The organism is Enterobacter sp. JBIWA005 (assembly GCF_019968805.1).
Classification (GTDB): domain Bacteria; phylum Pseudomonadota; class Gammaproteobacteria; order Enterobacterales; family Enterobacteriaceae; genus Enterobacter; species Enterobacter vonholyi.
In genome coordinates, this window is record NZ_CP074159.1 from 4,344,944 (window position 1) to 4,369,107 (window position 24,164).

Here is a 24,164-nt window from a genome sequence, read left to right on the forward strand (position 1 = left end):
TTCACATGGAGGTTGCACATGCTAACAGTACCTGGGTTGTGCTGGCTATGCCGAATGCCGCTGGCACTAGGCGGGTGGGGCATCTGCTCCGTCTGTACGCGATCGCTGCAATGGCGTATCGGGATCTGCCCACAATGTGGTTTACCGGCCACGAATCCCGCTTTGCCCTGTGGCCGTTGCCTGAAAAAGTCCCCGCCGTGGAGCGCGATGGTGGCGGTGGATGATTATGTTCCGCCGCTGAACAGGCTGATCCACGCGCTGAAGTTTTCCGGGCAGAGCTCGCTGGCACAGCCCCTTGCTCGCCTGCTGTTGCTGGCGGTTTTGCAGGCGCGACGTCAGCGGGCTCTGCCAAAAATCGACATGGTGGTGAGTGTCCCCCTATACCGGCGTCGTCACTGGCGGCGCGGCTATAACCAGAGTGACCTGCTCTGCCGTCCCCTCGCACGGTGGCTCGGCTGTCGGTATGATGCCCGCGCGCTGACACGTGTTCATGCCACCGCCATCCAGCATCAGCTCAGCGCCCGGCTTCGCAAAAGAAACCTCAAAAATGCCTTTCGCCTTGAATTGCCGGTCGACGGGCTCCATATCGCGATTGTGGATGATGTTGTCACCACAGGCAGTACCGTTGCTGAACTTTCCCGACTGCTTTTGCAAAGCGGCGCCGCGTCGGTTCAGGTATGGTGTCTGTGCCGTACCTTGTAGCCCTTCTTCAATGGGCGTATGATTATACCCAGGTAATTTAGTCAACTATTAGGCCAAAGCTATGATCCGTATTTCCGATTCTGCACAAGCGCACTTTGCCAAACTGCTGGCAAATCAGGAAGAAGGGACGCAGATCCGTGTGTTTGTGATCAATCCAGGCACGCCGAATGCAGAATGTGGTGTTTCTTATTGTCCTCCGGACGCTGTGGAAGCTACTGACACTGCCCTTAAGTTTGAACAGCTCACCGCCTATGTTGATGAGCTGAGCGCACCGTATCTTGAAGATGCGGAGATCGACTTCGTCACCGATCAGCTGGGTTCTCAGCTGACCCTGAAAGCGCCGAACGCGAAAATGCGTAAAGTGTCTGACGATGCCCCTCTGATGGAGCGCGTTGAGTATCTGCTGCAATCCCAGATCAACCCACAGCTGGCGGGCCACGGCGGCCGTGTTTCCCTGATGGAAATCACCGACGAAGGTTTTGCCATCCTGCAGTTTGGCGGCGGTTGTAACGGTTGTTCAATGGTCGATGTCACCCTGAAAGAAGGGATCGAGAAGCAGCTGCTGAACGAGTTCCCGGAACTGAAAGGCGTGCGTGACCTGACCGAACACCAGCGCGGCGAGCACTCCTACTACTAATTCAGTGCCGATTTGTATTGCCCGGTGGCGCTGCGCTTACTGGGCCTACAGAAACAGTGCGGTCTGACGCCCTCTTCCTCGTGCGAGGGTGAAACATTAAAAACGGTAACCTCGTGGTTACCGTTTTGCGTTTACCTCTCCCTCTATATGTTGACCTGCGTCTCATAATTCACATTTTGCCTGCCAGGGTGATTCTCAATCACGTCATGTTACCCGTATCATTCTCATGGGCACTAAGCACACCCATAACAGCCGACTAAACTTAATCGTTTAAAAGGCATCAGTATTAGTGCCGTTACTTCTCTGTTCCCAGTTGGGACAATCGGAATTTGTCGTTGAAACAATGACGTTACCCATAACAATTCAAAGGCCAGGTAAATCATGCCATTAGTCATCGTTGCTATCGGTGTTGTGTTATTACTGCTCTTGATGATCCGTTTCAAAATGAACGGATTTATCGCTCTGGTTCTGGTGGCACTTGCAGTCGGTCTGATGCAAGGGATGCCGCTGGTGAAAGTTATCAGCTCGATTAAAGCCGGTGTCGGCGGCACGCTCGGCAGCCTGGCATTGATCATGGGCTTCGGCGCCATGCTCGGTAAAATGCTGGCGGACTGCGGGGGCGCACAGCGTATTGCCACCACGCTTATCGACAAATTCGGTAAGAAGAACATTCAGTGGGCAGTAGTGTTAACCGGCTTTACCGTTGGTTTCGCGCTGTTCTATGAAGTGGGCTTCGTATTGATGCTGCCGCTGGTGTTCACCATTGCGGCTGCCGCGAGCATCCCGCTGCTGTATGTCGGCGTGCCAATGGCTGCGGCGCTGTCCGTGACCCACGGCTTCCTGCCGCCGCACCCGGGTCCAACCGCTATCGCGACCATCTTCCACGCGGATATGGGTAAAACTCTGCTGTTCGGTACGATTCTGGCGATCCCGACGGTGATTCTGGCCGGCCCGGTTTATGCCCGCTTCCTGAAAGGCATTGATAAGCCGATTCCGGAAGGTCTGTACAGCGCCAAAACCTTCACCGAAGAAGAGATGCCGGGCTTTGGCGTCAGCGTCTGGACCTCCCTGGTACCGGTGATCCTGATGGCGATGCGCGCCGTGGCGGAGATGATCCTGCCTAAAGGTCATGCGTTCCTGTCCGTGGCGGAATTCCTGGGTGACCCGGTGATGGCAACGCTGATTGCCGTGCTGATCGCGATGTTCACCTTCGGTTTGAACCGTGGCCGCTCCATGGATCAGATCAACGACACGCTGACCTCTTCAATCAAAATCATTGCCATGATGCTCCTGATCATCGGCGGTGGCGGTGCATTCAAGCAGGTTCTGGTCGACAGCGGCGTGGACAAATACATCGCCGCCATGATGCATGAAACCAACGTATCGCCGCTCCTGATGGCCTGGTCTATTGCCGCGGTTCTGCGTATTGCGCTGGGTTCAGCGACCGTTGCGGCGATCACCGCAGGCGGTATCGTTGCCCCGCTGATTGCGACCACGGGCGTAAGCCCTGAGCTGATGGTTATCGCCGTCGGTTCCGGTAGCGTGATTTTCTCTCACGTTAACGACCCTGGCTTCTGGCTGTTCAAGGAGTACTTCAACCTGACGATCGGTGAAACCATCAAGTCCTGGTCCGCGCTGGAAACCATTATTTCGGTGTGCGGTCTGGTCGGGGTGCTGCTGCTCAACATGGTGGTCTGATGCCCTAAGTCGGGTGGCGGCTACGCCTTACCCGACCTACATGAGCACTGCCTGATAATAAAAAACCCGCCACTGGCGGGTTTTTTATTACTTCTTACCAGCAGCTTTTCGCCGCTTATCCAAATCCTTGATCAGCCTGTTCACCCCATCATCGGCAAACATCGCCTCAAGCGTGGTGGACAGCTTTCGACGCCAGTTCTTGTACTGATAGCTGGTGCCTGGGATGTTCACCGGCTCCGCCATATCAATCCAGTCTTCCGGCTGCAGCCCCAGCAGCGCGCTGTTGCTGTCGGCAATATAGCGCTGCAAACCACGATTGAGGGTCGCGGTCATCGACATCAATGACGCTTTATGTCCCGCACGTTTCGGCAGACAGCCCTGCTTGTGCAGAGCATCCAGTAGCCCCTGTTTGGAAAGCTCGCGATCCTGATACAGGCCGCGTAACACCTCCTCATCAGGATACAGGCCCAGCGTTTTGCCGAGCGTCAGATCGCCGCTTTCCCAATAGCCACGAAGCGTAGGAAGGTCATGCGTCGTCGCGACTGCCATTGACTGTTCAGGGTACGCTTGCGGCGCGCGGAAGGTTTTCTCATGGTCGTTTTCAAAATAGAGCACTTTATAGGAGTAGACGCCGCTGTCGCGGAGCTTGCTGACAATTTCCACCGGCACGGTACCGAGATCTTCACCGATCACCATGCACTGATGGCGCTTGCTTTCCAGGGCCAGGATCGACAGCAGATCGTCAACCGGATACTGCACGTACGCCCCGTGATCGGCTGTTTCACCGTACGGGATCCACCACAGACGCAGCACGGACATTACGTGGTCAATACGCAGCGCGCCGCAGTTCTGCATGTTAGCGCGCAGCAGGTCGATAAACGGCTCGTAAGCGCGCTCCGCCATGACGTGCGGATCCATCGGCGGCAATCCCCAGTTCTGGCCCAGCGGGCCAAGGATATCCGGCGGCGCGCCGACAGAGGCTTTCAGACAGTAAAGCTCACGGTCACACCAGGTCTCCGCGCCGCCTTCCGCCACGCCCACGGCCAGATCGCGGTACAGGCCAATCGGCATTTTATAGCCCTGGCTCACCTGCCAGCAGGCGGCAAACTGGCTGTAAGCCAGCCACTGCAGCCACAGGTAGAAGTCCACTTCATCGGCATTTTTTTTACAGAACGCTTTCACTTCAGGCGTGTCGACGCTCTGATACGCTTCGGGCCAGACCGGCCAGCCCCAGCGCATTTCGTCCTCTTTTACCTGATATGCGTGCAGCGCATCGAACGCCGCCTGCCAGTACAGGCTCTCGCCCTCCTGCGTCACGAACTGGCGGAACGCCGCCATCTGCTCGTCATCGCGCTGCGAAAAGCCTTTCCACGCCAGACGCAGCGCGGCCATTTTCAGCGCCGTGACGGTGGAATAGTCCACCCAGTCGGCTTCGCGCGCCTGCTTCAGCGCCTGCTGTGTGGTGCTGAGTTTCCACCACGCCTGCGCCTCTTTGCTGTTTTTGAAATCATCTAAGGCGTTAACGTCGATATAAATAACGTTCAGCCAGCGACGGGACGACGGACTATACGGGCTGGCGCTCTCCGGGTTGGCCGGATAGAGCGCGTGGATCGGGTTGAGACCGATAAACGCGCCGCCGCGCTCGCCCACGGATGCCAGCATCTTTTTCAGATCGCCAAAATCACCGATGCCCCAGTTGCTGTCGGAACGCAGAGTGTAGAGCTGCACGCAGGCGCCCCACAGCTTTTTGCCTTCAAGCAGCGCCTGCGGCTCGTAGCAGCGTTTTGGCGCGACGATCACCCGGCAGTGGAAACGCAGATCGTCCTGGGTGAGCGTTAAGGTGTGATACCCCTCCGGCAGCTTTGCCGGAAGGTTTAACGTTTTGCCGCCGGTGGCGTGGCCTTTATGCTGATGCCCCTCTTCGGTGGTAAGAAGCCAGCTAAACTCGCCGCGCCCCTCCACCGCCAGCGGCATCTTTTTGCCTGCGGTGAATACCTTCACGTTCGGCACCGGAGCAGCCGACGCTTTCGCGTCGGTTTTGTGCATGGCATCCAGCAAACGTCTTTTGGTGTCCGCACCAATAGACTGCGGTTTGCCGTGCGCATTGATGTAACTGAGGCTAATTCCCGCCGCCTGCGCGGCACTGTCCAGACGTTTACTCTCCATCGCGCTTCCTTAGCGTTTTGCCTGCCAGATACGGGCCTGATAATCACGGATTGAGCGGTCAGAGCTGAACATACCGCAGCGGGCGGTATTCAGGATGCACGCGCGGGTCCACGCTTCCTGGTCGCGATACAGCACGTCGACCTGCTTTTGCGCTTCAACGTAGGCCGTGAAGTCCGCCATTACCAGATACGGGTCACCGCCGTGTTTGTCCATGCTGTGCAGCATCTGGTCAAACGCGTGCTTATCGCCGTCGCTGTATTTACCGCTCTCCAGCTCCTTCAGCACCGCATCGAGGACTTTGTCTTTCTTACGCCATTTCACCGGGTCATAGCCTTTGGCCTTGATGGCTTTCACCTCTTCCACGGTATGGCCGAAGATAAAGATGTTCTCTTCGCCCACCTTCTCGGCGATTTCGACGTTCGCCCCGTCGAGCGTGCCGACGGTCAGCGCGCCGTTCAGCGCCAGCTTCATGTTGCCGGTACCGGAGGCTTCTTTCCCTGCGGTTGAGATCTGCTCCGAGATATCCGCCGCCGGGATCAGCATTTCCGCCGCCGAGACGCAGTAGTCCGGCAGGAACACTACCTTCAGCTTGTCGCCCACTTTCGGATCGCTGTTGATCGCCGCCGCCACTTTATTGATGGCGAGGATAATGTTTTTCGCCAGGTAGTAGCCCGGCGCCGCTTTCGCACCGAACAGGAACACGCGCGGCACGCGGTCGGCCTGCGGGTTCTCGCGGATCTCTTTGTACAGCGCCAGAATGTGCAGCAGGTTCAGATGCTGGCGTTTGTACTCGTGCAGACGTTTGATCTGGATATCGAATATGGCGTTCGGGTTGATCTCAATCCCGGTACGCACTTTCACAAACTCCGCCAGGCGAACCTTGTTCTCCAGCTTGATCGCCCGGTACTGCTCGCGGAATTTCGCGTCGTCAGCGTATTTTTCCAGGTTGATGAGCTGGTCCAGATCGTTGGCCCACTCTTTCTTCAGGGTCTTATCCAGCAGGTCGGCCAGCAGCGGGTTGCACTGCTTGATCCAGCGACGCGGCGTGATGCCGTTGGTCACGTTGTGGAATTTGGTTGGCCACAGCTGGTGGTATTCCGGGAAGAGATCTTTGACCACCAGATCCGAGTGCAGCGCCGCCACGCCGTTCACCGCAAAGCCGCTGACCACGCACATATTCGCCATGCGCACCTGCTTATCATGAACCACCGCCAGCTTCGCCCAGACCGCCTTGTTGCCCGGCCAGGTTTTATCCACGAGCTGTTTAAACTGGTCGTTAATCTTGTTGATGATCTGCATGTGGCGCGGCAGCAGCGTTTTCACCAGCTTCTCATCCCAGCATTCAAGCGCTTCTGGCATCAGGGTGTGGTTGGTGTAGGCAAAGGTACGGCTGGTGATGGCCCAGGCGTCATCCCAGCTCAGCTGGTGCTCGTCGATCAGCACGCGCAGCAGCTCCGGGATGGCAATGGTCGGGTGCGTGTCGTTGAGCTGAATCACTTCAAAGTCCGGCAGCTGCGCCAGCTTGCGGCCCGCCAGGTGATGGCGACGCAGAATGTCCGCCACGGAGCAGGCGCACTGGAAGTACTGCTGCATCAGGCGAAGCTTTTTACCGGCCAGGTGGTTGTCGTTCGGATAGAGGACTTTGGTCAGCTTCTCGGCGTCGATGCCCTGCTGCTCGGCGCGCAGGAAATCGCCGTCGTTGAATTTGGTCAGGTTAAACGGATGCGCGTGCTTCGCCTGCCACAGACGCAGCGGCTGCGCCACGCCGTTACGGTAGCCAAGCACCGGCAGATCCCAGGCTTCGCCGGTGATGGTGAACGCCGGTTCCCAGAGGCCCTGCTTTGTCACTTTCCCGCCAATGCCAACCTGTACGTCCAGCTGCGCGTTGTGGCGGAACCACGGATAGGTATTGCGATGCCAGTCGTCCGGCGCTTCCATCTGATGCCCGTCGGCAAACGACTGACGGAACAGGCCGTACTGATAGTTCAGACCATAGCCAATCGCCGACTGGCCGACGGTCGCCATGGAGTCCAGGAAGCAGGCCGCCAGGCGTCCCAGGCCGCCGTTGCCCAGCGCCGGGTCAATCTCTTCTTCCAGCAGGTCGGTCAGGTTAATGTCGTGTTCTTTAAGAACGTCACCGACCTCCTGATACCAGCCGAGGTTCAACAGGTTGTTGCCCGTCAGACGGCCAATCAGGAATTCCATTGAAATGTAGTTTACATGGCGCTGGCCTTTTACCGGTTTTGCCAGGGGCTGAGCATCCAGCTGCTCTGCGAGCGCACCGCTCACTGCCTGCCACCACTGGTGAGGCGTCATTTCGTTTGCAGCATGAAGGCCAAAACGCTGCCACTGACGCGTCAGGGCAGCCTGGAATTGAGCTTTGTTGAAGGTAGGCTGTGACATAGGGGATCGGCATCCTTTAGAAAGAAAACACAAGTTGGCGCTAGTGTGCCTGGCTCATTTCCCCTCTTCCTCCTCCCGAGGGGGATTAGACAGGGAGGAGTAGCGGGGATGAGCATAAAAGTGTGATCGAGGCCACTCTCAGAGCATAGTTCGAGTGTGCCCGTAAGATAAAAAAGTAACCCGGGAGAATGTCAAAGAAATGAAATGCAGTTTTGGGTGAAATTAAAACGTTCTGAAATGATTACTTACGTAGAATAATAATTTAGCCATCGGGGTGCACCTCAGGAGACTATTACTCTCACTCAACTTTACCCGCACTTTATTAAATTTGACGTCACTATACCTTTCTGAAACCAGTTTCAGCGCAGCGGCAATGTATCCAGACAAACCAGCTGTGACGCGGCGTTAAACCCCTTCTGAGAAAGTTCCAACATTTGCCTGAATGTTTTGTGACAGAGTGCAAATTCAGAGCCACAAAACCCAGACATAACTTGCAATAGTTCTCTTTCTGTTCGACCTTATATCCTATTAATTACGAAGCGCAAAAAAAATAAAATCTCTCGTTCCCCACAGTGAAGTGAAACCTATGTTGATTCCGTCTAAATTAAGTCGCCCGGTTCGCCTTGACCATACAGTGGTCCGCGAGCGTCTGTTGGCTAAACTTTCCGGCGCGCATAATTTCCGACTGGCGCTGGTTACGAGCCCTGCAGGTTATGGAAAAACAACGCTCATTTCGCAATGGGCCGCGGGTAAGAGCGATCTTGGCTGGTATTCCCTCGACGAGGGCGATAACCAGCAAGAGCGTTTTGCCAGCTATCTGATTGCCGCCATACAGCAAGCAACCCATGGACACTGCGTCGCCAGTGAGGTGATGGTGCAAAAGCGCCAGTACGCAAGCCTGTCCTCCCTTTTCTCTCAGCTGTTTATCGAACTGGCCGAATGGCATCGCCCGCTTTACGTGGTGATAGATGATTACCATCTCATCACTAACCCGGTAATTCATGAATCGATGCGTTTCTTCCTGCGCCATCAGCCGGAAAACCTGACCTTAGTCGTGTTGTCACGCAACCTGCCGCAGCTGGGTATTGCCAACCTGCGCGTGCGCGATCAGCTCCTGGAAGTGGGCAGCCAGCAGCTGGCCTTTACCCACCAGGAAGCGAAACAGTTCTTTGACTGCCGCCTGAACTCACCGATTGAGGCCGCCGAAAGCAGCCGCCTGTGTGATGACGTTGCCGGCTGGGCCACGGCGCTGCAGCTCATAGCGCTCTCTGCCCGGCAAAACAACAGTCCGGCACATCAGTCTGCGCGGCGCCTGGCGGGCATCAACGCCAGCCACCTTTCTGACTATCTCGTGGATGAGGTGCTGGACAGCGTCGATCCCTCAACGCGTAATTTCCTGCTGAAAAGCTCTCTGCTGCGCTCCATGAACGATGCGCTCATCGTGCGGGTGACGGGCTGTGAAAACGGCCAGCTGCAGCTCGAAGAGATTGAACGTCAAGGCCTTTTCCTGACGCGCATGGACGATCCGGGCGAGTGGTTTAGCTATCATCCGCTGTTCGGCAGCTTCCTGCGCCAGCGCTGTCAGTGGGAGCTGGCGGTTGAACTGCCGGAGATCCACCGCGCCGCTGCCGAAAGCTGGATGGCGCAAGGCTTCCCGAGCGAAGCCATCCACCACGCGCTGGCCGCCGGTGATGCCAGCATGCTGCGCGATATTCTCCTCAATCATGCGTGGGGCCTGTTTAACCACAGCGAGCTGACGCTGCTGGAAGAATCCCTCAAAGCCCTGCCGTGGGAAAGCCTGCTGGAGAACCCGCGTCTGGTGCTGCTGCAGGCCTGGCTGATGCAGAGCCAGCATCGCTACAGCGAAGTGAACACCCTGCTGGCGCGCGCCGAGCAGGAGATGGAAAGCGAAATGGATACCACCCTGCACGGAGAGTTCAACGCGCTGCGCGCTCAGGTGGCGATTAACGATGGCGACCCGGACGAAGCTGAACGGCTGGCGATGGTCGCGCTGGATGAACTGCCGCTTGCCAACTTCTACAGCCGTATCGTGGCGACCTCCGTGCACGGCGAAGTGCTGCACTGCAAAGGCGATCTCACGCGATCGCTTTCACTGATGCAGCAAACCGAACAGATGGCGCGTCGTCATGATGTCTGGCATTACGCCCTGTGGAGCCTGATCCAACAGAGCGAGATTTTATTCGCGCAGGGGTTCCTGCAGGCCGCCTGGGAAAACCAGGAAAAAGCGTTCCAGCTGATTCGTGAACAACATCTGGAACAGCTGCCGATGCACGAGTTCCTGTTGCGTATTCGCGCTCAGCTGCTGTGGGCATGGTCGCGTCTGGATGAAGCGGAAAGCTGCGCCCGTCAGGGTGTGGATGTTCTTTCCAGCTTCCAGCCTCAACAGCAGCTGCAGTGCCTGGCGCTGCTGGTGCAGTGCTCGCTGGCGCGCGGCGATCTCGACAACGCCCGCAACCATCTTAACCGCCTGGAAAACCTGCTCGGCAACGGCCAGTATCATAGCGACTGGGTGTCAAACGCCGACAAGGTCCGGGTGATTTACTGGCAGATGACCGGCGATAAAAAATCCGCCGCCAACTGGCTGCGCCAGACGCCAAAACCGGAATTTGCCAACAACCACTTCCTGCAGAGCCAGTGGCGCAATATTGCCCGCGCGCAGATCCTGCTCGGTGAATTAGAGCCCGCTGAGATTGTGCTGGAGGAGCTGAACGAGAACGCGCGCAGCCTGCGCCTGATGAGCGACCTGAACCGCAACCTGCTGCTGCAAAACCAGCTTTACTGGCAGGCGGGTCGTAAAAATGATGCCCAGCGTGTGCTTCTGGAAGCGCTGCAGCTGGCTAACCGCACCGGGTTTATCAGCCACTTTGTAATTGAAGGGGAAGTGATGGCGCAGCAGCTGCGCCAGCTGATTCAGCTCAACACGCTGCCGGAACTGGATCAGCATCGCGCCCAGCGCATTCTGCGCGAGATTAACCAGCATCATCGGCACAAGTTCGCGCATTTCGATGAGAACTTTGTTGAACGTCTGCTGAACCACCCGGAAGTGCCGGAACTTATCCGCACCAGCCCGCTCACCCAGCGCGAATGGCAGGTTCTGGGGCTGATTTATTCAGGCTACAGCAACGAGCAGATTGCCGGTGAGCTTGCGGTGGCGGCGACCACCATCAAAACGCATATCCGCAATCTGTATCAGAAGCTGGGCGTGGCGCATCGTCAGGATGCGGTGCAGCATGCGCAGCAGCTGTTGAAGATGATGGGATACGGCGTTTAGGTTTGTGCGGCCTGATGCCCTCACCCACAGGGAGAGGGCGCACGGCTTTTCAACACAACTCTAACTGCAAATTATTATCTTTAATTACCTGCATCACGCCCGCCGGCGGCATCACGTCGGTATAGACCGCATCCACCATGCTGATGCTGCCCATGTTCACCATCGCGTTACGGCCAAACTTGGAATGATCCACCACCAGCATCACGTGGCGTGAATTTTCAATAATCGCGCGCTTGGTGCGCACCTCGTGGTAATCAAACTCCAGCAGCGAGCCGTCGCTGTCGATACCGCTGATCCCCAGAATGCCGAAGTCGAGGCGGAACTGAGAGATAAAATCGAGGGTGGCTTCGCCAATAATTCCGCCGTCGCGGCTGCGCAGTTCGCCGCCCGCGAGGATGATGCGGAAGTCTTCTTTCTGCATCAGGGTATTGGCCACGTTCAGGTTGTTGGTGACCACGCGCAGGTTCTCGTGATCCAGCAGCGCATGGGCAACCGCTTCCGGCGTGGTGCCGATATCAATGAACAGCGTCGCGCCGTTCGGGATCTGGCTGGCGACCTTGCGGGCAATGCGCTCTTTCTCTGCCGTCTGCGTCGCCTTACGGTCGTGCCAGGAGGTGTTGACCGAGCTGGACGGCAGCGCCGCGCCGCCGTGGTGGCGAAGAATACGGTTCTGATCGGCCAGGTCGTTCAGGTCACGACGGATGGTTTGTGGGCTGACGGCAAACTGCTCCACCAGCTCTTCGGTGCTGACGTATCCCTGTTTTTTTACCAGTTCGATAATGGCGTCATGACGTTGTGTTTGTTTCATCAATTATCCCTGAGAATTATGTTCGTTTTCGCGCATGGAGCGTGTCGACAAAGGCCATCGCCAGCCCCACGGCCAGCCCGGCGACGTGCGCTCCGTTGGCGATAGACATACCAAACAGATCAAACCACCCGGCAATTAGCCATATTAACGCAAAGGTTATTAATCCGCGTTGCAGATAGATGCCGCTTTCCGGATCGCGCTCCCCGCGAAGCCAGACGTAGCCCATCAGGGCATATACGACACCCGACAGCCCACCGAACCACGGCCCGCTGAACTTGTGCTGCACGTAGCCGCTTAACAGGGCGCTGATAATAGTGATAACGATCAGCTTGCCGCTGCCCAGACGCTTTTCAACGGCACCGCCGAGATACCACCACCAGAGCAGGTTAAAGAGGATATGCATCACCGAGAAGTGCATCAGCACGTGGCTAAAGTAGCGCCAGACGTCAAACTCAAGAGACGAGTCATAGGGCCACGCCAGGGCAATCATTACGCTCTGGTCGCCGACCACGTTCATGATAATGAAGACGATGATACAGGCCGCCATCAGCAGCAGCGTAAACGGGCCCGCGCGCTCGCGAATAGTGGCGAGGAAAGGAAAGCGGCTGTAGTGCAATCCGCTGCCGGTCTGGCCGGACTGCCAGCTGGCCGCAAGATAGCGCGGGTCGCCAGGGTTCTCAAGAAAACGCGCCAGCTCCTCGTTTACCCGTCCGGCCTGGCTCTCATCGGCCAGCCAGACGTCGGTCTGCGTATGTTGTTGAATAGTCAGAATAACGCCCTGCGTCGCCATATAGTCGACAAACGCCTGGGCGACACGCGGGTTAGTAAAAGAGGTGATCATCAACATGGGCAGCGGTCGCTTATTTCCACACAAAAGAGGACAGTATAGCGGGATCAGCGCTCAAAAGCGTATTCCACTTCCGCCGGGAAATGGCGATGCCAGGCATCGAAACCACCGTCGACGCTGTAAACCGCGTCGTAACCCTGCTGAAGCAGATACTGCGCCGCGCCTTTGCTGCTGTTGCCGTGGTAGCACATGACTATCACCGGCGTGTCGAAGTCGTTATCGCGCATAAACGCGCCCAGCGTGTCGTTGGTGAGATGGAACGCGCCCGGCGTATGGCCCATCGCAAAACTCTGCGGATCGCGGATGTCCACCAGCACTGCTTTTCCTTGGTGCATCTTCTGGTGGGCTTCTTCTACGTTAATACATTCAAACTGATCCATGGTGTTCTCTTTACAGTGGTCAACGACAAGATTTTACCCCGTAGTGTACGTCCTGGCGGCGGGTAAACGCCATTATGTTATCCATATCACTCTAAATTGTTTTTTTGATGTTACCAAAAGCGCGTTCCTTTGCTATTATGAGCGATATCGAACATTTCTGAGCTTTAACGAAAGTGCATGAGGGTGTTATGGAAACCAAAGATCTGATTGTGATAGGCGGTGGCATCAACGGTGCCGGTATTGCGGTCGATGCCGCAGGACGCGGTTTGTCCGTACTGATGCTGGAAGCTAACGATCTCGCCTGCGCGACGTCGTCCGCCAGCTCCAAACTGATTCACGGTGGCCTGCGCTACCTGGAACACTACGAATTCCGCCTGGTCAGTGAAGCACTGGCCGAACGTGAAGTGCTGCTGAAAATGGCCCCGCATCTGGCGATTCCGATGCGCTTCCGGCTGCCCCATCGCCCGCATCTGCGTCCGGCGTGGATGATCCGAATCGGTCTGTTTATGTACGATCATCTGGGTAAACGCACCAGCCTCCCGGGTTCGAAAGGGTTGCGTTTTGGCTCAGAATCGGTCCTTAAGCCGGAAATCGTGCGCGGATTCGAATATTCCGACTGCTGGGTGGATGATGCCCGCCTGGTACTGGCGAATGCGCAGATGGTTGAGAAGAAAGGTGGCGAGGTGAAAACCCGCACCCGCGCAACCGCTGCCCGTCGTGAAAATGGCCTGTGGATTGTGGAAGCGGAAGACATTGATACCGGCGAGAAATTCAGCTGGAAAGCGCGCGGCCTGGTGAACGCTACCGGCCCGTGGGTGAAGCAGTTCTTCGACGACGGCATGCATCTGCCTTCTCCATACGGCATTCGCCTGATCAAGGGCAGCCACATTGTGGTGCCGCGCGTGCATACCCAGAAGCAGGCTTACATCCTGCAGAACGAAGACAAGCGCATCGTGTTTGTGATCCCGTGGATGGACGAGTTTTCGATCATCGGTACCACCGACGTGGAGTACAAAGGCGATCCGAAGAACGTCGAGATCGACGAGAGCGAAGTGAACTACCTGCTCAAAGTGTATAACGCGCACTTTAAGAAACAGCTGTCGCGCGACGACGTTGTATGGACCTACTCCGGCGTGCGTCCGCTGTGCGATGACGAGTCTGACTCACCGCAGGCCATTACCCGCGACTATACGCTCGATATTCACGACGTTGACGGTCAGGCGCCGCTGCTTTCCGTGTTTGGCGGTAAGCTCACCACCTACCGCAAGCTGGCCGAGCACGCGCTGGAAAAACTGGCGCCGTACTATAAAGGCATTGGCCCGGCATGGACCAAGGGCGCGGTATTGCCCGGCGGTGATATCGGCGATAACCGCGATGATTACGCCGCGAAGCTGCGCCGTCGGTTCCCGTTCATCACCGAAGGAATGGCGCGCCACTATGCCCGCACCTACGGCAGTAATACCGAGCTGATTCTGGGCGATGCGAAGGACATTGCGGATCTGGGCGAGCATTTCGGCCACGAGCTGTACGAAGCCGAACTGCGTTACCTGGTTGAGCACGAGTGGGTGCGTCGTCTGGACGATGCTATCTGGCGTCGTACCAAAGAAGGGATGTGGCTCAACGCCGAGCAGCAGTCTCGCGTGGCGCAGTGGTTACTGCAAAATGTGGGGAAGCGTGAGCTGTCGCTGGCATCGTAATACGACTGGTGCGGACTGATGCCCTCACCCTGCCCCTCTCCCACAGGGAGAGGGAACAAACACTAAAAACGGCAACCGAGGTTGCCGTTTTGCTTTTATAGCCTCACCGGATCAATATGCCAGATCGTCTCGGCATACTCCTTGATGGTCCGGTCTGACGAGAAATAGCCCATATTGGCGATGTTGTACATCGCGGCGCTGGTCCATTTCTCCGGCTGGCGATAAAGTTCATCCACCTTATCCTGACAGTCCACGTAGCTGCGATAATCCGCCAGCACCTGGTAGTGATCGCCAAAGTTAATCAGCGAATCCACCAGATCGCGGTAGCGGCTCGGTTCATCAGGGCTAAACACGCCGGTCGCGATCTGCGTTAGCACCTGACGCAACTCTTCATCCTCTTCGTAATACTGACGCGGCGAGTAGCCTTTCCTGCGCAGCGCCTCCACCTCTTCCGTCGTATTACCGAAGATAAAGATATTCTCATCGCCCACGTGCTCCAGCATCTCGACGTTCGCCCCGTCCAGCGTGCCGATGGTCAGCGCGCCGTTGAGGGCAAACTTCATGTTACTGGTACCGGATGCCTCCGTTCCCGCCGTGGAAATCTGTTCAGAGAGATCCGCCGCCGGGATGATCAGCTGCGCCAGGCTGACGCTGTAGTTCGGAATGAACACCACCTTCAGCTTGTCGCCAATGTCCGGATCCTGGTTAACCACCTTCGCCACGTCGTTGATGAGATGAATAATGTGCTTCGCCATGTAGTAGGCGGAAGCCGCCTTACCGGCGAAGATCTTCACGCGCGGCACCCATTCAGCCGTCGGATCGGCCTTGATGCGGTTGTAATGGGTGATCACGTGCAGCACGTTCATCAGCTGACGCTTGTATTCGTGGATGCGTTTGATCTGCACGTCGAACAGCGCTTTCGGGTTAGCGACCACGTTGAGGTGCATCGCCAGCCAGACCGCCAGACGCTTTTTGTTCAGCAGCTTTGCTTCCCGTACGGCTTTGTTCACCGTCGGGAAATCAATATGCTGTTCCAGCTCGCTCAGCTGGCTCAAATCGGTACGCCAGGTGCGGCCGATATTCTCGTCCAGCACCTCAGAGAGCGGCTGGTTGGCCAGCGCCAGCCAGCGGCGCGGCGTGACGCCGTTGGTCACGTTGCAGAACCGCGTCGGGAAGATCTTCGCGAAGTCCGCAAACAGCGACTGCACCATCAGGTTCGAGTGGAGCTCGGACACGCCGTTGACCTTGTGGCTGATGACAACCGCCAGCCAGGCCATGCGCACGCGACGACCGTTCGACTCATCAATGATGGACGCGCGGCTCAGCAGGCCGGTATCGTTCGGATACTGCTCCTGCAGCGTCTTAAGGAAGTAGTCGTTAATCTCAAAGATAATCTGCAGATGGCGCGGCAGGATTTTGCCGAGCATGTCCACCGGCCACGTCTCCAGCGCTTCGCTCATCAGCGTGTGGTTGGTGTAGGAGAACACCTGGCAGGTCACCTCAAAGGCGTCATCCCAGCTGAACTTATGCTCGTCGATCAGCAGGCGCATCAGCTCCGGAATAGAGAGCACCGGGTGGGTGTCGTTAAGGTGGATCGCGGTTTTCTCCGCCAGGTTGGCGTAGGTTTTGTGCAGCTGATGGTGGCGGCTGAGGATGTCCTGAATGGTCGCCGAAACGAGGAAATACTCCTGACGCAGGCGCAGCTCGCGACCCGAGTAGGTCGAGTCATCCGGGTACAGCACGCGGGACACGTTCTCGGAGTGGTTTTTATCCTCCACCGCCGCGAAGTAGTCACCCTGGTTAAATTTACCGAGGTTAATTTCGCTACTGGCCTGGGCACTCCACAGGCGCAGCGTGTTGGTGGCGTCGGTATCGTAGCCGGGGATAATCTGGTCGTAGGCCACGGCCAGGATCTCTTCCGTTTCTACCCAGCGGGATTTTTTCCCTTCCTGCTGGATACGCCCGCCAAAGCGCACCTTGTAGCGCGTGTTGTGGCGCTTGAATTCCCACGGGTTGCCGTACTCCAGCCAGTAGTCCGGCGACTCTTTCTGACGCCCGTCGACGATGTTCTGTTTGAACATACCGTAGTCGTAGCGAATACCGTAGCCGCGGCCCGGCAGCGCCAGCGTCGCCAGCGAGTCGAGGAAGCAGGCGGCGAGACGCCCCAGACCGCCGTTGCCGAGGCCCGGGTCGTTCTCTTCGTCGATCAGCTCTTCTAAATCTAACCCCATCTCTTCGAGTGCGGTTTTGACATCGTCATAAATACCGAGCGACAGCAGCGCGTTGGACAGCGTGCGGCCAATCAAAAATTCCATCGACAGGTAGTAAACCTGACGCGTCTCCTGCGAGAGCTGGGCGCGGTTTGAGCGCAGCCAGCGTTCAACTAAGCGGTCACGCACGGCAAACAGGGTGGCGTTCAGCCACTCGTGCTTGTTGGCAATAACCGGATCTTTCCCGATGGTGAACATCAGCTTGTAGGCGATGGAGTGCTTTAACGCCTCAACGCTGAGCGTGGGTGAAGAGTAGCTAAATGGAGCGTTCATATCAGTAACTTCGCCTCGTTACATCAAGCGTTGATAGAGATCGCGGTATGACTGCGCCGCGACGTGCCAGCTAAAGTCCATGGACATCGCCTGACGCTGAACGTAACGCCAGAGTGATGGACGGGACCACAAGACGAAAGCACGCCGAATCGCCCGAAGCAGCGACCAGGCATTACTGTCCTCAAAGACAAATCCGCTGGCGATACCGTCCGCCAGATTTTCCAGAGAGCTGTCGGATACGGTATCCGCCAGTCCGCCCGTGCGGCGCACCAGCGGCAGCGTGCCGTATTTCAGACCATAAAGCTGCGTCAGGCCGCAGGGTTCGAAACGGCTTGGCACCAGAATGACGTCCGCGCCGCCCATAATTCGGTGAGAGAACGCCTCGTGGTAGCCAATCTGCACGCCCACCTGCCCCGGGTGTTCCGCAGCGGCGGCAAGGAAACCTTCCTGCAGCACCGGGTCGCCCGCGCCGAGCAGCGCCAGCTGTCCGCCCTGCTCCAGTAAACCGGGCAGCGCCTCAAGCACCAGATCCAGCCCTTTCTGGCTGGTCAGGCGGCTCACGACGGCGAACAGCGGCACTTTGTCGTTCACCTTCAGGCCCATCGCAATCTGCAGCTGGCGTTTGTTTTCCGCTTTGTCTTCCACGGAATCACGGCCATAGCGCGCCGCCAGCAGGAGATCGGTTTCCGGGCTCCAGATCTGTTCATCCACGCCGTTCAGAATGCCCGACAGGCGGCCTTCGCGATGGCGCTGCTGCAGCAACCCTTCCATGCCATAGCCAAACGCCGGCTGGGTGATCTCACGCGCGTAGGTTGGGCTCACCGCCGTGATGTGATCGGCGTAATACAGACCCGCCTTCAGGAACGAGATCTGCCCGTTAAACTCCAGACCGTGCATGTTAAAGAACGACCATGGCAGATCGATGTCATTCATGTGATGGGCGTAGTACATCCCCTGATACGCCAGGTTATGCACGGTTAAGACCGATTTCGCCGGGTGGCCGCGCGCGGCGAGATACGCCGGGGCAAGCCCGGCGTGCCAGTCGTGCGCGTGCACCACATCCGGACGCCAGAACGGATCCAGCCCCGTCGCCATTTCGGCGCCGACCCAGCCGAGCAGCGCAAAGCGCAGCACGTTGTCGGTGTAGGCGAACAGGTTCGTATCGTGATACGGGCTGCCCGGGCGATCGTATAAGTGCGGCGCGTCGATCAGGTAAATCCCTACGCCATTGTAATGTCCAAACAGCAGGGTAATGCGTCCGGCAAACGTTTCACGGCGGGTCACCACTTTTGCATCGGGTATACCGCGCCGGATATCCGGAAAGGCGGGCAGCAGGACTCGGGTATCCACGCCTCCGGCGATTTGCGCCGCCGGTAATGCGCCAAGCACATCTGCCAGTCCGCCCGTTTTTAATAACGGGAACATCTCAGAACATACGTGTAAAACCTGCATCATCGCTCCTGTTTGATCTGCAGCTTCCGCAACATTTCCCGTGTGACTAACACGATCCCCTCTTCCGAACGGTAGAAACGACGCGCGTCTTCTTCCGCATTCTCCCCAATAACCATCCCTTCAGGGATGACGCAGGCACGGTCGATCACGCAACGACGCAGACGACACGAGCGCCCTACCCAGACATCCGGCAACAAGACTGCCGAATCGATATTACAGAATGAATTTATCCGCACGCGCGGGAACAACACCGACTGCACCACGACCGAACCGGAGATAATGCACCCGCCGGACACCAGCGAGTTCAGCGTCATACCGTGGCTGCCGGAGCGGTCCTGCACGAATTTGGCCGGCGGTAGCGACTCCATATGGGTACGAATCGGCCAGTTCTGGTCATACATATCCAGTTCAGGCGTGACCGATGCCAGATCGAGGTTCGCTTTCCAGTAGGCTTCCAGCGTACCCACATCGCGCCAGTAGGGTTCCGCATTCGGATCGGACTGTACGCAGGACAGCGGGAATGGATGTGCATACGCCATGCCAGCTTTCGTGATTTTCGGAATGATGTCTTTACCGAAGTCGTGGCTGGAGTTTTCGTCTTTGTCGTCTTCTTCCAGCAGCTCATAAAGATAATCTGCGTCAAAGACATAGATCCCCATGCTGGCGAGCGATTTGGTGTCATCGCCCGGCATGGTTGGCGGATTCGCCGGTTTTTCAACGAAGTCGATAATTTTGTCGTCGGCATCCACGTGCATGACGCCAAACGCCGTCGCTTCGGCAACGGGCACAGGCAGACACGCCACGGTGCAGCGCGCCCCTTTTTCGACGTGGTCGATCAGCATGTGGGAGTAATCTTGCTTGTAGATGTGGTCCCCGGCGAGGATCACGATGTATTCCGCGTTATAGCGACGAATGATGTCGAGGTTCTGGGTCACCGCATCCGCCGTACCGCGGTACCAGTTCTCGCCGTGAACGCGCTGCTGAGCAGGAAGGAGATCGACAAACTCGTTCATCTCTTCGCTGAAGAATGACCAGCCGCGCTGGATATGCTGAACCAGCGTGTGCGACTGATACTGCGTAATGACGCCGATGCGGCGAATGCCCGAGTTCAGACAGTTGGAGAGCGCAAAGTCGATGATGCGGAACTTACCACCAAAGTGAACAGCCGGTTTGGCGCGCTTGATGGTCAAATCTTTCAGACGGGTACCACGCCCACCCGCAAGGATCAGGGCAACCGTTTTTAATGGTAGCTGGCGTGCCAACATTAAGGGATCGTTCTTCTCTAATCTAACCATGACTAACTCCTTTTTTATCATCTTTGGAATACGCACACTCCGTGCGCAGGCCCGTGCCAGACAGCCATTACTACCGGATTATCCGCTCCGGCAAAGGGGGGAACGGCGCGCCACTCCCCGTCAGGTAAAACAATCTCTGCGACGTCATCCGTCGCGTTCAGCGTGACCAGCCATTTATCCGACAGCAGGATTTGCAGGCGTGGTACGCCGTGTTGCCACTCTTGCGCGCTTAAAGGTTGCGCGTCTTTATTCAGCCAGCGAACGTTGCCGTCACCCTCTTCCCACCAGCTGTTGGCGGTCAGCGCGGGGATCTGCTGGCGAAGATGGATCAGCGCAGCGGTGAAATGAATCAGCCCGCTGTTGGCTTCCCCCCAGTCGAGCCAGGTTAAGGTGTTGTCCTGGCAATACGCATTGTTATTACCGTGCTGGCTGTGACCATGCTCATCGCCTGCCAGCAGCATCGGCGTGCCCTGCGACAGTAAAAGCGTTGTCAGCAGCGCATGAACGCTGGCGCGTCGCCGCTCTATCACATCCAGACTTCCGCCTAACCCTTCTATACCATGATTAAAGCTATGGTTATTGTTAGTGCCATCGCGATTCTCTTCGCCGTTCGCCTCATTGTGTTTCTGATTGAAACAAACGCAGTCCCTGAGCGTAAAACCGTCGTGCGCCGTCAACAGGTTGACGGTGGCCGACGGGCGTTTGCCGTCGCGCTTAAAAAGATCGCTCGACGCGGCAAAGCGCCCGGCAAATTCCCCCAGCGACAGATTGCGTTCCAGCCAGAAGCGGCGCACGGCGTCGCGGTAGTGATCGTTCCACTCGGCAAACAGCGGCGGGAAATTCCCGACCTGATAACCGCCTTCGCCAATGTCCCACGGCTCGGCAATGAGCTTCACCTGCGAGAGCACCGGACAGTTTTTTATCGCCTCGAACAGCGGCGCCTGCCGGCTGAACGCCGGCGTGCGCCCCATCACGGGCGCCAGGTCGAAACGAAAACCGTCGACGTGGAACGTCTCCACCCAGAATTTCAGGCATTCATACGCAAAATGCGTGACCGCCGGATGGCTGAGGTTGAGCGTGTTACCGCAGCCGGTCCAGTTCTCATAATCGCAATCCTGCCTGATCCAATAATAGCTACGGTTATCAATTCCGCGCATGGAGAGCGTTGGACCGTCGAGATCGCTTTCTGCACTGTGGTTGAGCACCACGTCCAGAATGACCTCAATGCCCGCCGCGTGGAGAGCCTTCACCGCATCGCGGAACTCGTCCCGCGCTTTTTCCGGAAGGACGGCATAGCGCGGTTCGAGCGCGAACATCGCCAGCGGGTTGTAGCCCCAGTAGTTGCTGAGCCCCAGCCGCTGCAGACGCGGCTCGCTGGCAAAATGGGCAACGGGAAGCAGTTCCAGGGCGGTGATACCGAGATGTTTCAGGTAGGCGATCATGGTGGGATGCCCGAGTGCCTTATAGGTGCCGCGCATCTCTTTGGGGATCGACGGGTGCAGGTACGTCAGCCCTTTAACGTGGGCTTCATAAATGACGGTATTGCCCCACGGCGTGTGCGGCGGGGCATCGTCTTCCCAGTCATAAAGATCGTTCACCACCACGCTTTTTGGCGCGACGGGCGCGCTGTCGCGGTGGTCGGGCTCGCGGTAGCCCACGTGGAAGAGCGGGTCATCTTTAAATTCGCCGTCCACGCGGTGCGCGCACGGATCAATCAGCAGCTTCGCCGGGTTAAACCAGTGACCCTGCGCCGGATCCCACGGACCGTGTACGCGAAAGCCATAGTGCATGCCTGGCCGTCCTCCGGCCAGGTAGCCGTGCCAGGTATCCCCCGTGCGCGCGGGTAAATCGTAACGGTGCTCGTTACCTTCCCCGTCAAACACGCACAGTTCTACCCGCTCGGCGTGAGCGGAAAAGAGGGTGAAATTGACACCCTTTCCGTCAAAACGCGCCCCGAGCGGTTCGGGTTTACCTGCCGTAAGCTGCGTCATTCGCCCTCCCGCATCAGCCAGATGGTGCCAAGCGGCGGCAGCGTCAGGCTCAGGGAGTTGGGTCGCCCGTGGCTTTCTATGGCGTCACTCTGTACCAGCCCGCCGTTACCGGCGTTGCTGCCGTGGTAGTGCATCGAATCGGTATTCAGAATTTCACGCCATTTGCCCGGCTGGTTAATGCCGAAGCGGTAGTGTTCGCGCGGCACCGGGGTGAAGTTGCTGGCGACGATGATCTCGTTACCGGCCTTGTCACGACGCACAAAGACAAACACCGAGCGCTCATGGTCGTCCACCACCAGCCATTCAAAGCCGTACGGATCGAAGTCGAGCTCGTGCAGCGCTTTGTGGTGGCGATAGGTCAGGTTCAGATCGCGCACCAGACGCTGCACCCCGTGGTGCCAGTTGTCGCCGCCTTCCAGCAGATGCCAGTCGAGGCTGGCGTCGTGGTTCCACTCGCGTCCCTGGGCGAACTCATTGCCCATGAACAGCAGTTTCTTACCCGGGAAGGCAAACATCCAGCCGTAATAGGCGCGCAGGTTGGCAAACTTCTGCCACGCGTCGCCAGGCATGCGGTCGAGAATCGATTTTTTACCGTGTACCACCTCATCGTGCGACAGCGGCAGCATGAAGTTTTCGGTGTAGTTGTAGAGCATCCCGAACGTCAGCTTATCGTGATGATACTTACGGTGAACCGGGTCCAGCTTCATGTAGTCGAGCGTGTCGTGCATCCAGCCCAGGTTCCACTTATACCAGAACCCCAGGCCGCCCAATGACGGCGGACGGGAGACGCCCGCAAAGTCGGTGGATTCTTCCGCCATGGTCACGGCACCGTCCACCTGCTCGCCGATAATGCGGTTGGTATTGCGCAGGAACTCAATGGCTTCCAGGTTTTCACGACCGCCAAACTCGTTCGGGATCCACTCCCCCTCTTTGCGGCTGTAGTCTCGGTAGATCATCGACGCCACCGCATCGACGCGCAGGGCATCAATACCAAACCGCTCGATCCAGTACAGGGCATTCCCGACCAGATAGTTGGCGACCTCACGACGACCGTAGTTGTAGATCAGCGTGTTCCAGTCCTGGTGATAGCCTTCGCGCGGATCGCTGTGCTCGTAAAGCTTCGTACCGTCAAACTCTGCCAGCGCGAAATCATCCGCAGGGAAATGGCCCGGCACCCAGTCGAGGATGACGTTCAGCCCGGCGGCGTGCGCGGCATCAATGAAATAGCGGAAGTCGTCGCGCGTGCCAAAGCGGCGCGTTGGCGCATACAGCCCGGTGGGCTGATAGCCCCAGCTGCCGTCGAACGGGTGTTCATTGACCGGCAGCAGCTCAAGGTGAGTAAAGCCCATCCATTTGGCGTACGGCACCAGCTGGTCGGCAAGCTCCCGGTAGCTCAGCCAGAAGTTGTTATCGGTGTGGCGGCGCCAGGAGCCGAGATGAACTTCATAGACGGAGATCGGCGCATCAAAGCGGTTGGCCTGTTTACGCTCCTCCGTCTGGATAACCTTTTCCGGCAGGCCGCAAATCAGCGACGCGGTATCCGGGCGCATCTGCGCTTCGAAGGCATACGGGTCGGCTTTAATGCGTAGCTTGCCGTTGGCGTCGATCATCTCGAATTTATAAAGCTGCCCGGGGTGCGCCCCGGGGATAAACAGCTCCCAGATGCCGGTTTCCCGGCGCAGGCGCATCGGGTGTCGGCGACCGTCCCAGTAGTTGAACTGGCCGACAACGGAGACGCGCTGGGCGTTAGGCGCCCACACGGCGAACCGCGTGCCGGTAATGCCATCCATGGTATCGGCATGGGCACCCAGCGTTTCATAAGGGCGAAGATGCGTTCCTTCGGAGAGCAGCCAGGCGTCCATCTCTTTAAGCAGAGGGCCAAAGCTGTAAGGATCGTCAATCAGGTTTTGCTGACCGTGCCAGAGAACGGCGAGCTGATAGCGAAAAGGGTTTTTACGACGGGGCATTACGCCCGAGAAGAAGCCACGCGAATCGAGGCATTCAAGATTACCGACCTTGCGGCCAGTTTTGGGTTCAATCACCCAGACTTCTGTGGCATCCGGTAATAGCGCCCGAACTTCCAGACCCGCCTCAGTACGATGCATCCCAAGCACAGAAAAGGGGTCAGCGAAATGACCCGCAATAAGCGCATTAATCACGTCTCTATCCACACGATCGGACATGGTATTCATCCTGTTTTTTATGTCGTCCTTTTTAAGCGCTCCGGGACGACTTTTAATGTGACCTGAACGG

At 57.5% G+C, this 24,164-nt stretch carries 15 protein-coding genes; 5 read left to right on the forward strand and 10 right to left on the reverse strand.

Annotated features, from left to right (window positions below; translation table 11 throughout):
- The first annotated feature begins 18 nt into the window (after positions 1 to 18).
- The 3 genes from gntX (at position 19) to gntT (ending at position 3,037) form a co-directional block, all read left to right on the forward strand.
- Complete coding sequence (gene gntX / locus KGP22_RS20755) at positions 19 to 702, forward strand: DNA utilization protein GntX (protein WP_127732505.1); 684 nt, start codon at positions 19 to 21, stop codon at positions 700 to 702.
- A 61-nt stretch (positions 703 to 763) separates the two neighbouring features.
- Positions 764 to 1,339: a Fe-S biogenesis protein NfuA gene (gene nfuA, locus KGP22_RS20760; RefSeq protein WP_008503055.1), complete on the forward strand. Its 576-nt coding sequence runs from the start codon at positions 764 to 766 to the stop codon at positions 1,337 to 1,339.
- Between the two features lie 381 nt (positions 1,340 to 1,720).
- The gene (gntT, locus tag KGP22_RS20765) at positions 1,721 to 3,037 is read left to right on the forward strand and encodes a gluconate transporter (RefSeq protein WP_024907902.1); all 1,317 of its coding nucleotides are present in this window, start codon (positions 1,721 to 1,723) and stop codon (positions 3,035 to 3,037) included.
- Positions 3,038 to 3,124: 87 nt separating this feature from the next.
- Here the strand turns inward: gntT and malQ are convergent, their stop codons facing one another.
- Together malQ and malP are read right to left on the reverse strand one after the other, a co-directional pair.
- Positions 3,125 to 5,203, reverse strand: a complete 2,079-nt coding sequence (malQ, locus tag KGP22_RS20770) for a 4-alpha-glucanotransferase (protein ID WP_223580651.1) — start codon at positions 5,201 to 5,203, stop codon at positions 3,125 to 3,127.
- 9 nt (positions 5,204 to 5,212) lie between these two features.
- A complete protein-coding gene (gene malP / locus KGP22_RS20775) occupies positions 5,213 to 7,606 on the reverse strand; it encodes a maltodextrin phosphorylase (RefSeq protein ID WP_223580653.1) in 2,394 nt (797 codons plus the stop codon).
- Positions 7,607 to 8,192: 586 nt separating this feature from the next.
- Between malP and malT the strand changes: the two genes are divergently transcribed.
- Complete coding sequence (gene malT / locus KGP22_RS20780) at positions 8,193 to 10,898, forward strand: HTH-type transcriptional regulator MalT (RefSeq protein WP_008503059.1); 2,706 nt, start codon at positions 8,193 to 8,195, stop codon at positions 10,896 to 10,898.
- Positions 10,899 to 10,947: 49 nt separating this feature from the next.
- Here malT and KGP22_RS20785 read toward each other — a convergent pair whose 3' ends face one another.
- From KGP22_RS20785 to glpE, 3 genes are read right to left on the reverse strand one after another with little or no spacing between them, the layout of a single operon-like run.
- Positions 10,948 to 11,706 (reverse strand): DeoR/GlpR family transcriptional regulator, encoded by a 759-nt coding sequence (locus KGP22_RS20785; protein WP_223580655.1) that lies wholly within the window; start codon positions 11,704 to 11,706, stop codon positions 10,948 to 10,950.
- Between the two features lie 16 nt (positions 11,707 to 11,722).
- Positions 11,723 to 12,553: a rhomboid family intramembrane serine protease GlpG gene (glpG, locus tag KGP22_RS20790; RefSeq protein ID WP_223580657.1), complete on the reverse strand. Its 831-nt coding sequence runs from the start codon at positions 12,551 to 12,553 to the stop codon at positions 11,723 to 11,725.
- Between the two features lie 47 nt (positions 12,554 to 12,600).
- Positions 12,601 to 12,933: a thiosulfate sulfurtransferase GlpE gene (gene glpE / locus KGP22_RS20795; protein ID WP_223580659.1), complete on the reverse strand. Its 333-nt coding sequence runs from the start codon at positions 12,931 to 12,933 to the stop codon at positions 12,601 to 12,603.
- A 188-nt stretch (positions 12,934 to 13,121) separates the two neighbouring features.
- Here glpE and glpD point away from each other — a divergent pair, with 188 nt between their 5' ends.
- Positions 13,122 to 14,630: a glycerol-3-phosphate dehydrogenase gene (gene glpD, locus KGP22_RS20800; RefSeq protein ID WP_111963753.1), complete on the forward strand. Its 1,509-nt coding sequence runs from the start codon at positions 13,122 to 13,124 to the stop codon at positions 14,628 to 14,630.
- Between the two features lie 95 nt (positions 14,631 to 14,725).
- On the opposite strand, the gene glgP is transcribed toward glpD, so the two are convergent.
- From glgP to glgB, 5 genes are read right to left on the reverse strand one after another with little or no spacing between them, the layout of a single operon-like run.
- Positions 14,726 to 17,173: a glycogen phosphorylase gene (gene glgP / locus KGP22_RS20805; RefSeq protein ID WP_111963752.1), complete on the reverse strand. Its 2,448-nt coding sequence runs from the start codon at positions 17,171 to 17,173 to the stop codon at positions 14,726 to 14,728.
- 18 nt (positions 17,174 to 17,191) lie between these two features.
- On the reverse strand, positions 17,192 to 18,625 hold the full coding sequence (gene glgA / locus KGP22_RS20810) for a glycogen synthase GlgA (protein WP_223582494.1): 1,434 nt from the start codon (positions 18,623 to 18,625) through the stop codon (positions 17,192 to 17,194).
- Complete coding sequence (glgC, locus tag KGP22_RS20815; protein WP_008503066.1) at positions 18,625 to 19,920, reverse strand: glucose-1-phosphate adenylyltransferase; 1,296 nt, start codon at positions 19,918 to 19,920, stop codon at positions 18,625 to 18,627. Before glgC ends, glgA begins: the two co-directional genes overlap by 1 nt.
- Before the next feature lie 17 nt (positions 19,921 to 19,937).
- Positions 19,938 to 21,911, reverse strand: a complete 1,974-nt coding sequence (glgX, locus tag KGP22_RS20820) for a glycogen debranching protein GlgX (protein ID WP_223580663.1) — start codon at positions 21,909 to 21,911, stop codon at positions 19,938 to 19,940.
- Positions 21,908 to 24,094, reverse strand: a complete 2,187-nt coding sequence (glgB, locus tag KGP22_RS20825; protein ID WP_223580664.1) for a 1,4-alpha-glucan branching enzyme — start codon at positions 24,092 to 24,094, stop codon at positions 21,908 to 21,910. The genes glgX and glgB overlap by 4 nt, the downstream gene beginning before the upstream one ends.
- Positions 24,095 to 24,164 lie beyond the last annotated feature (70 nt).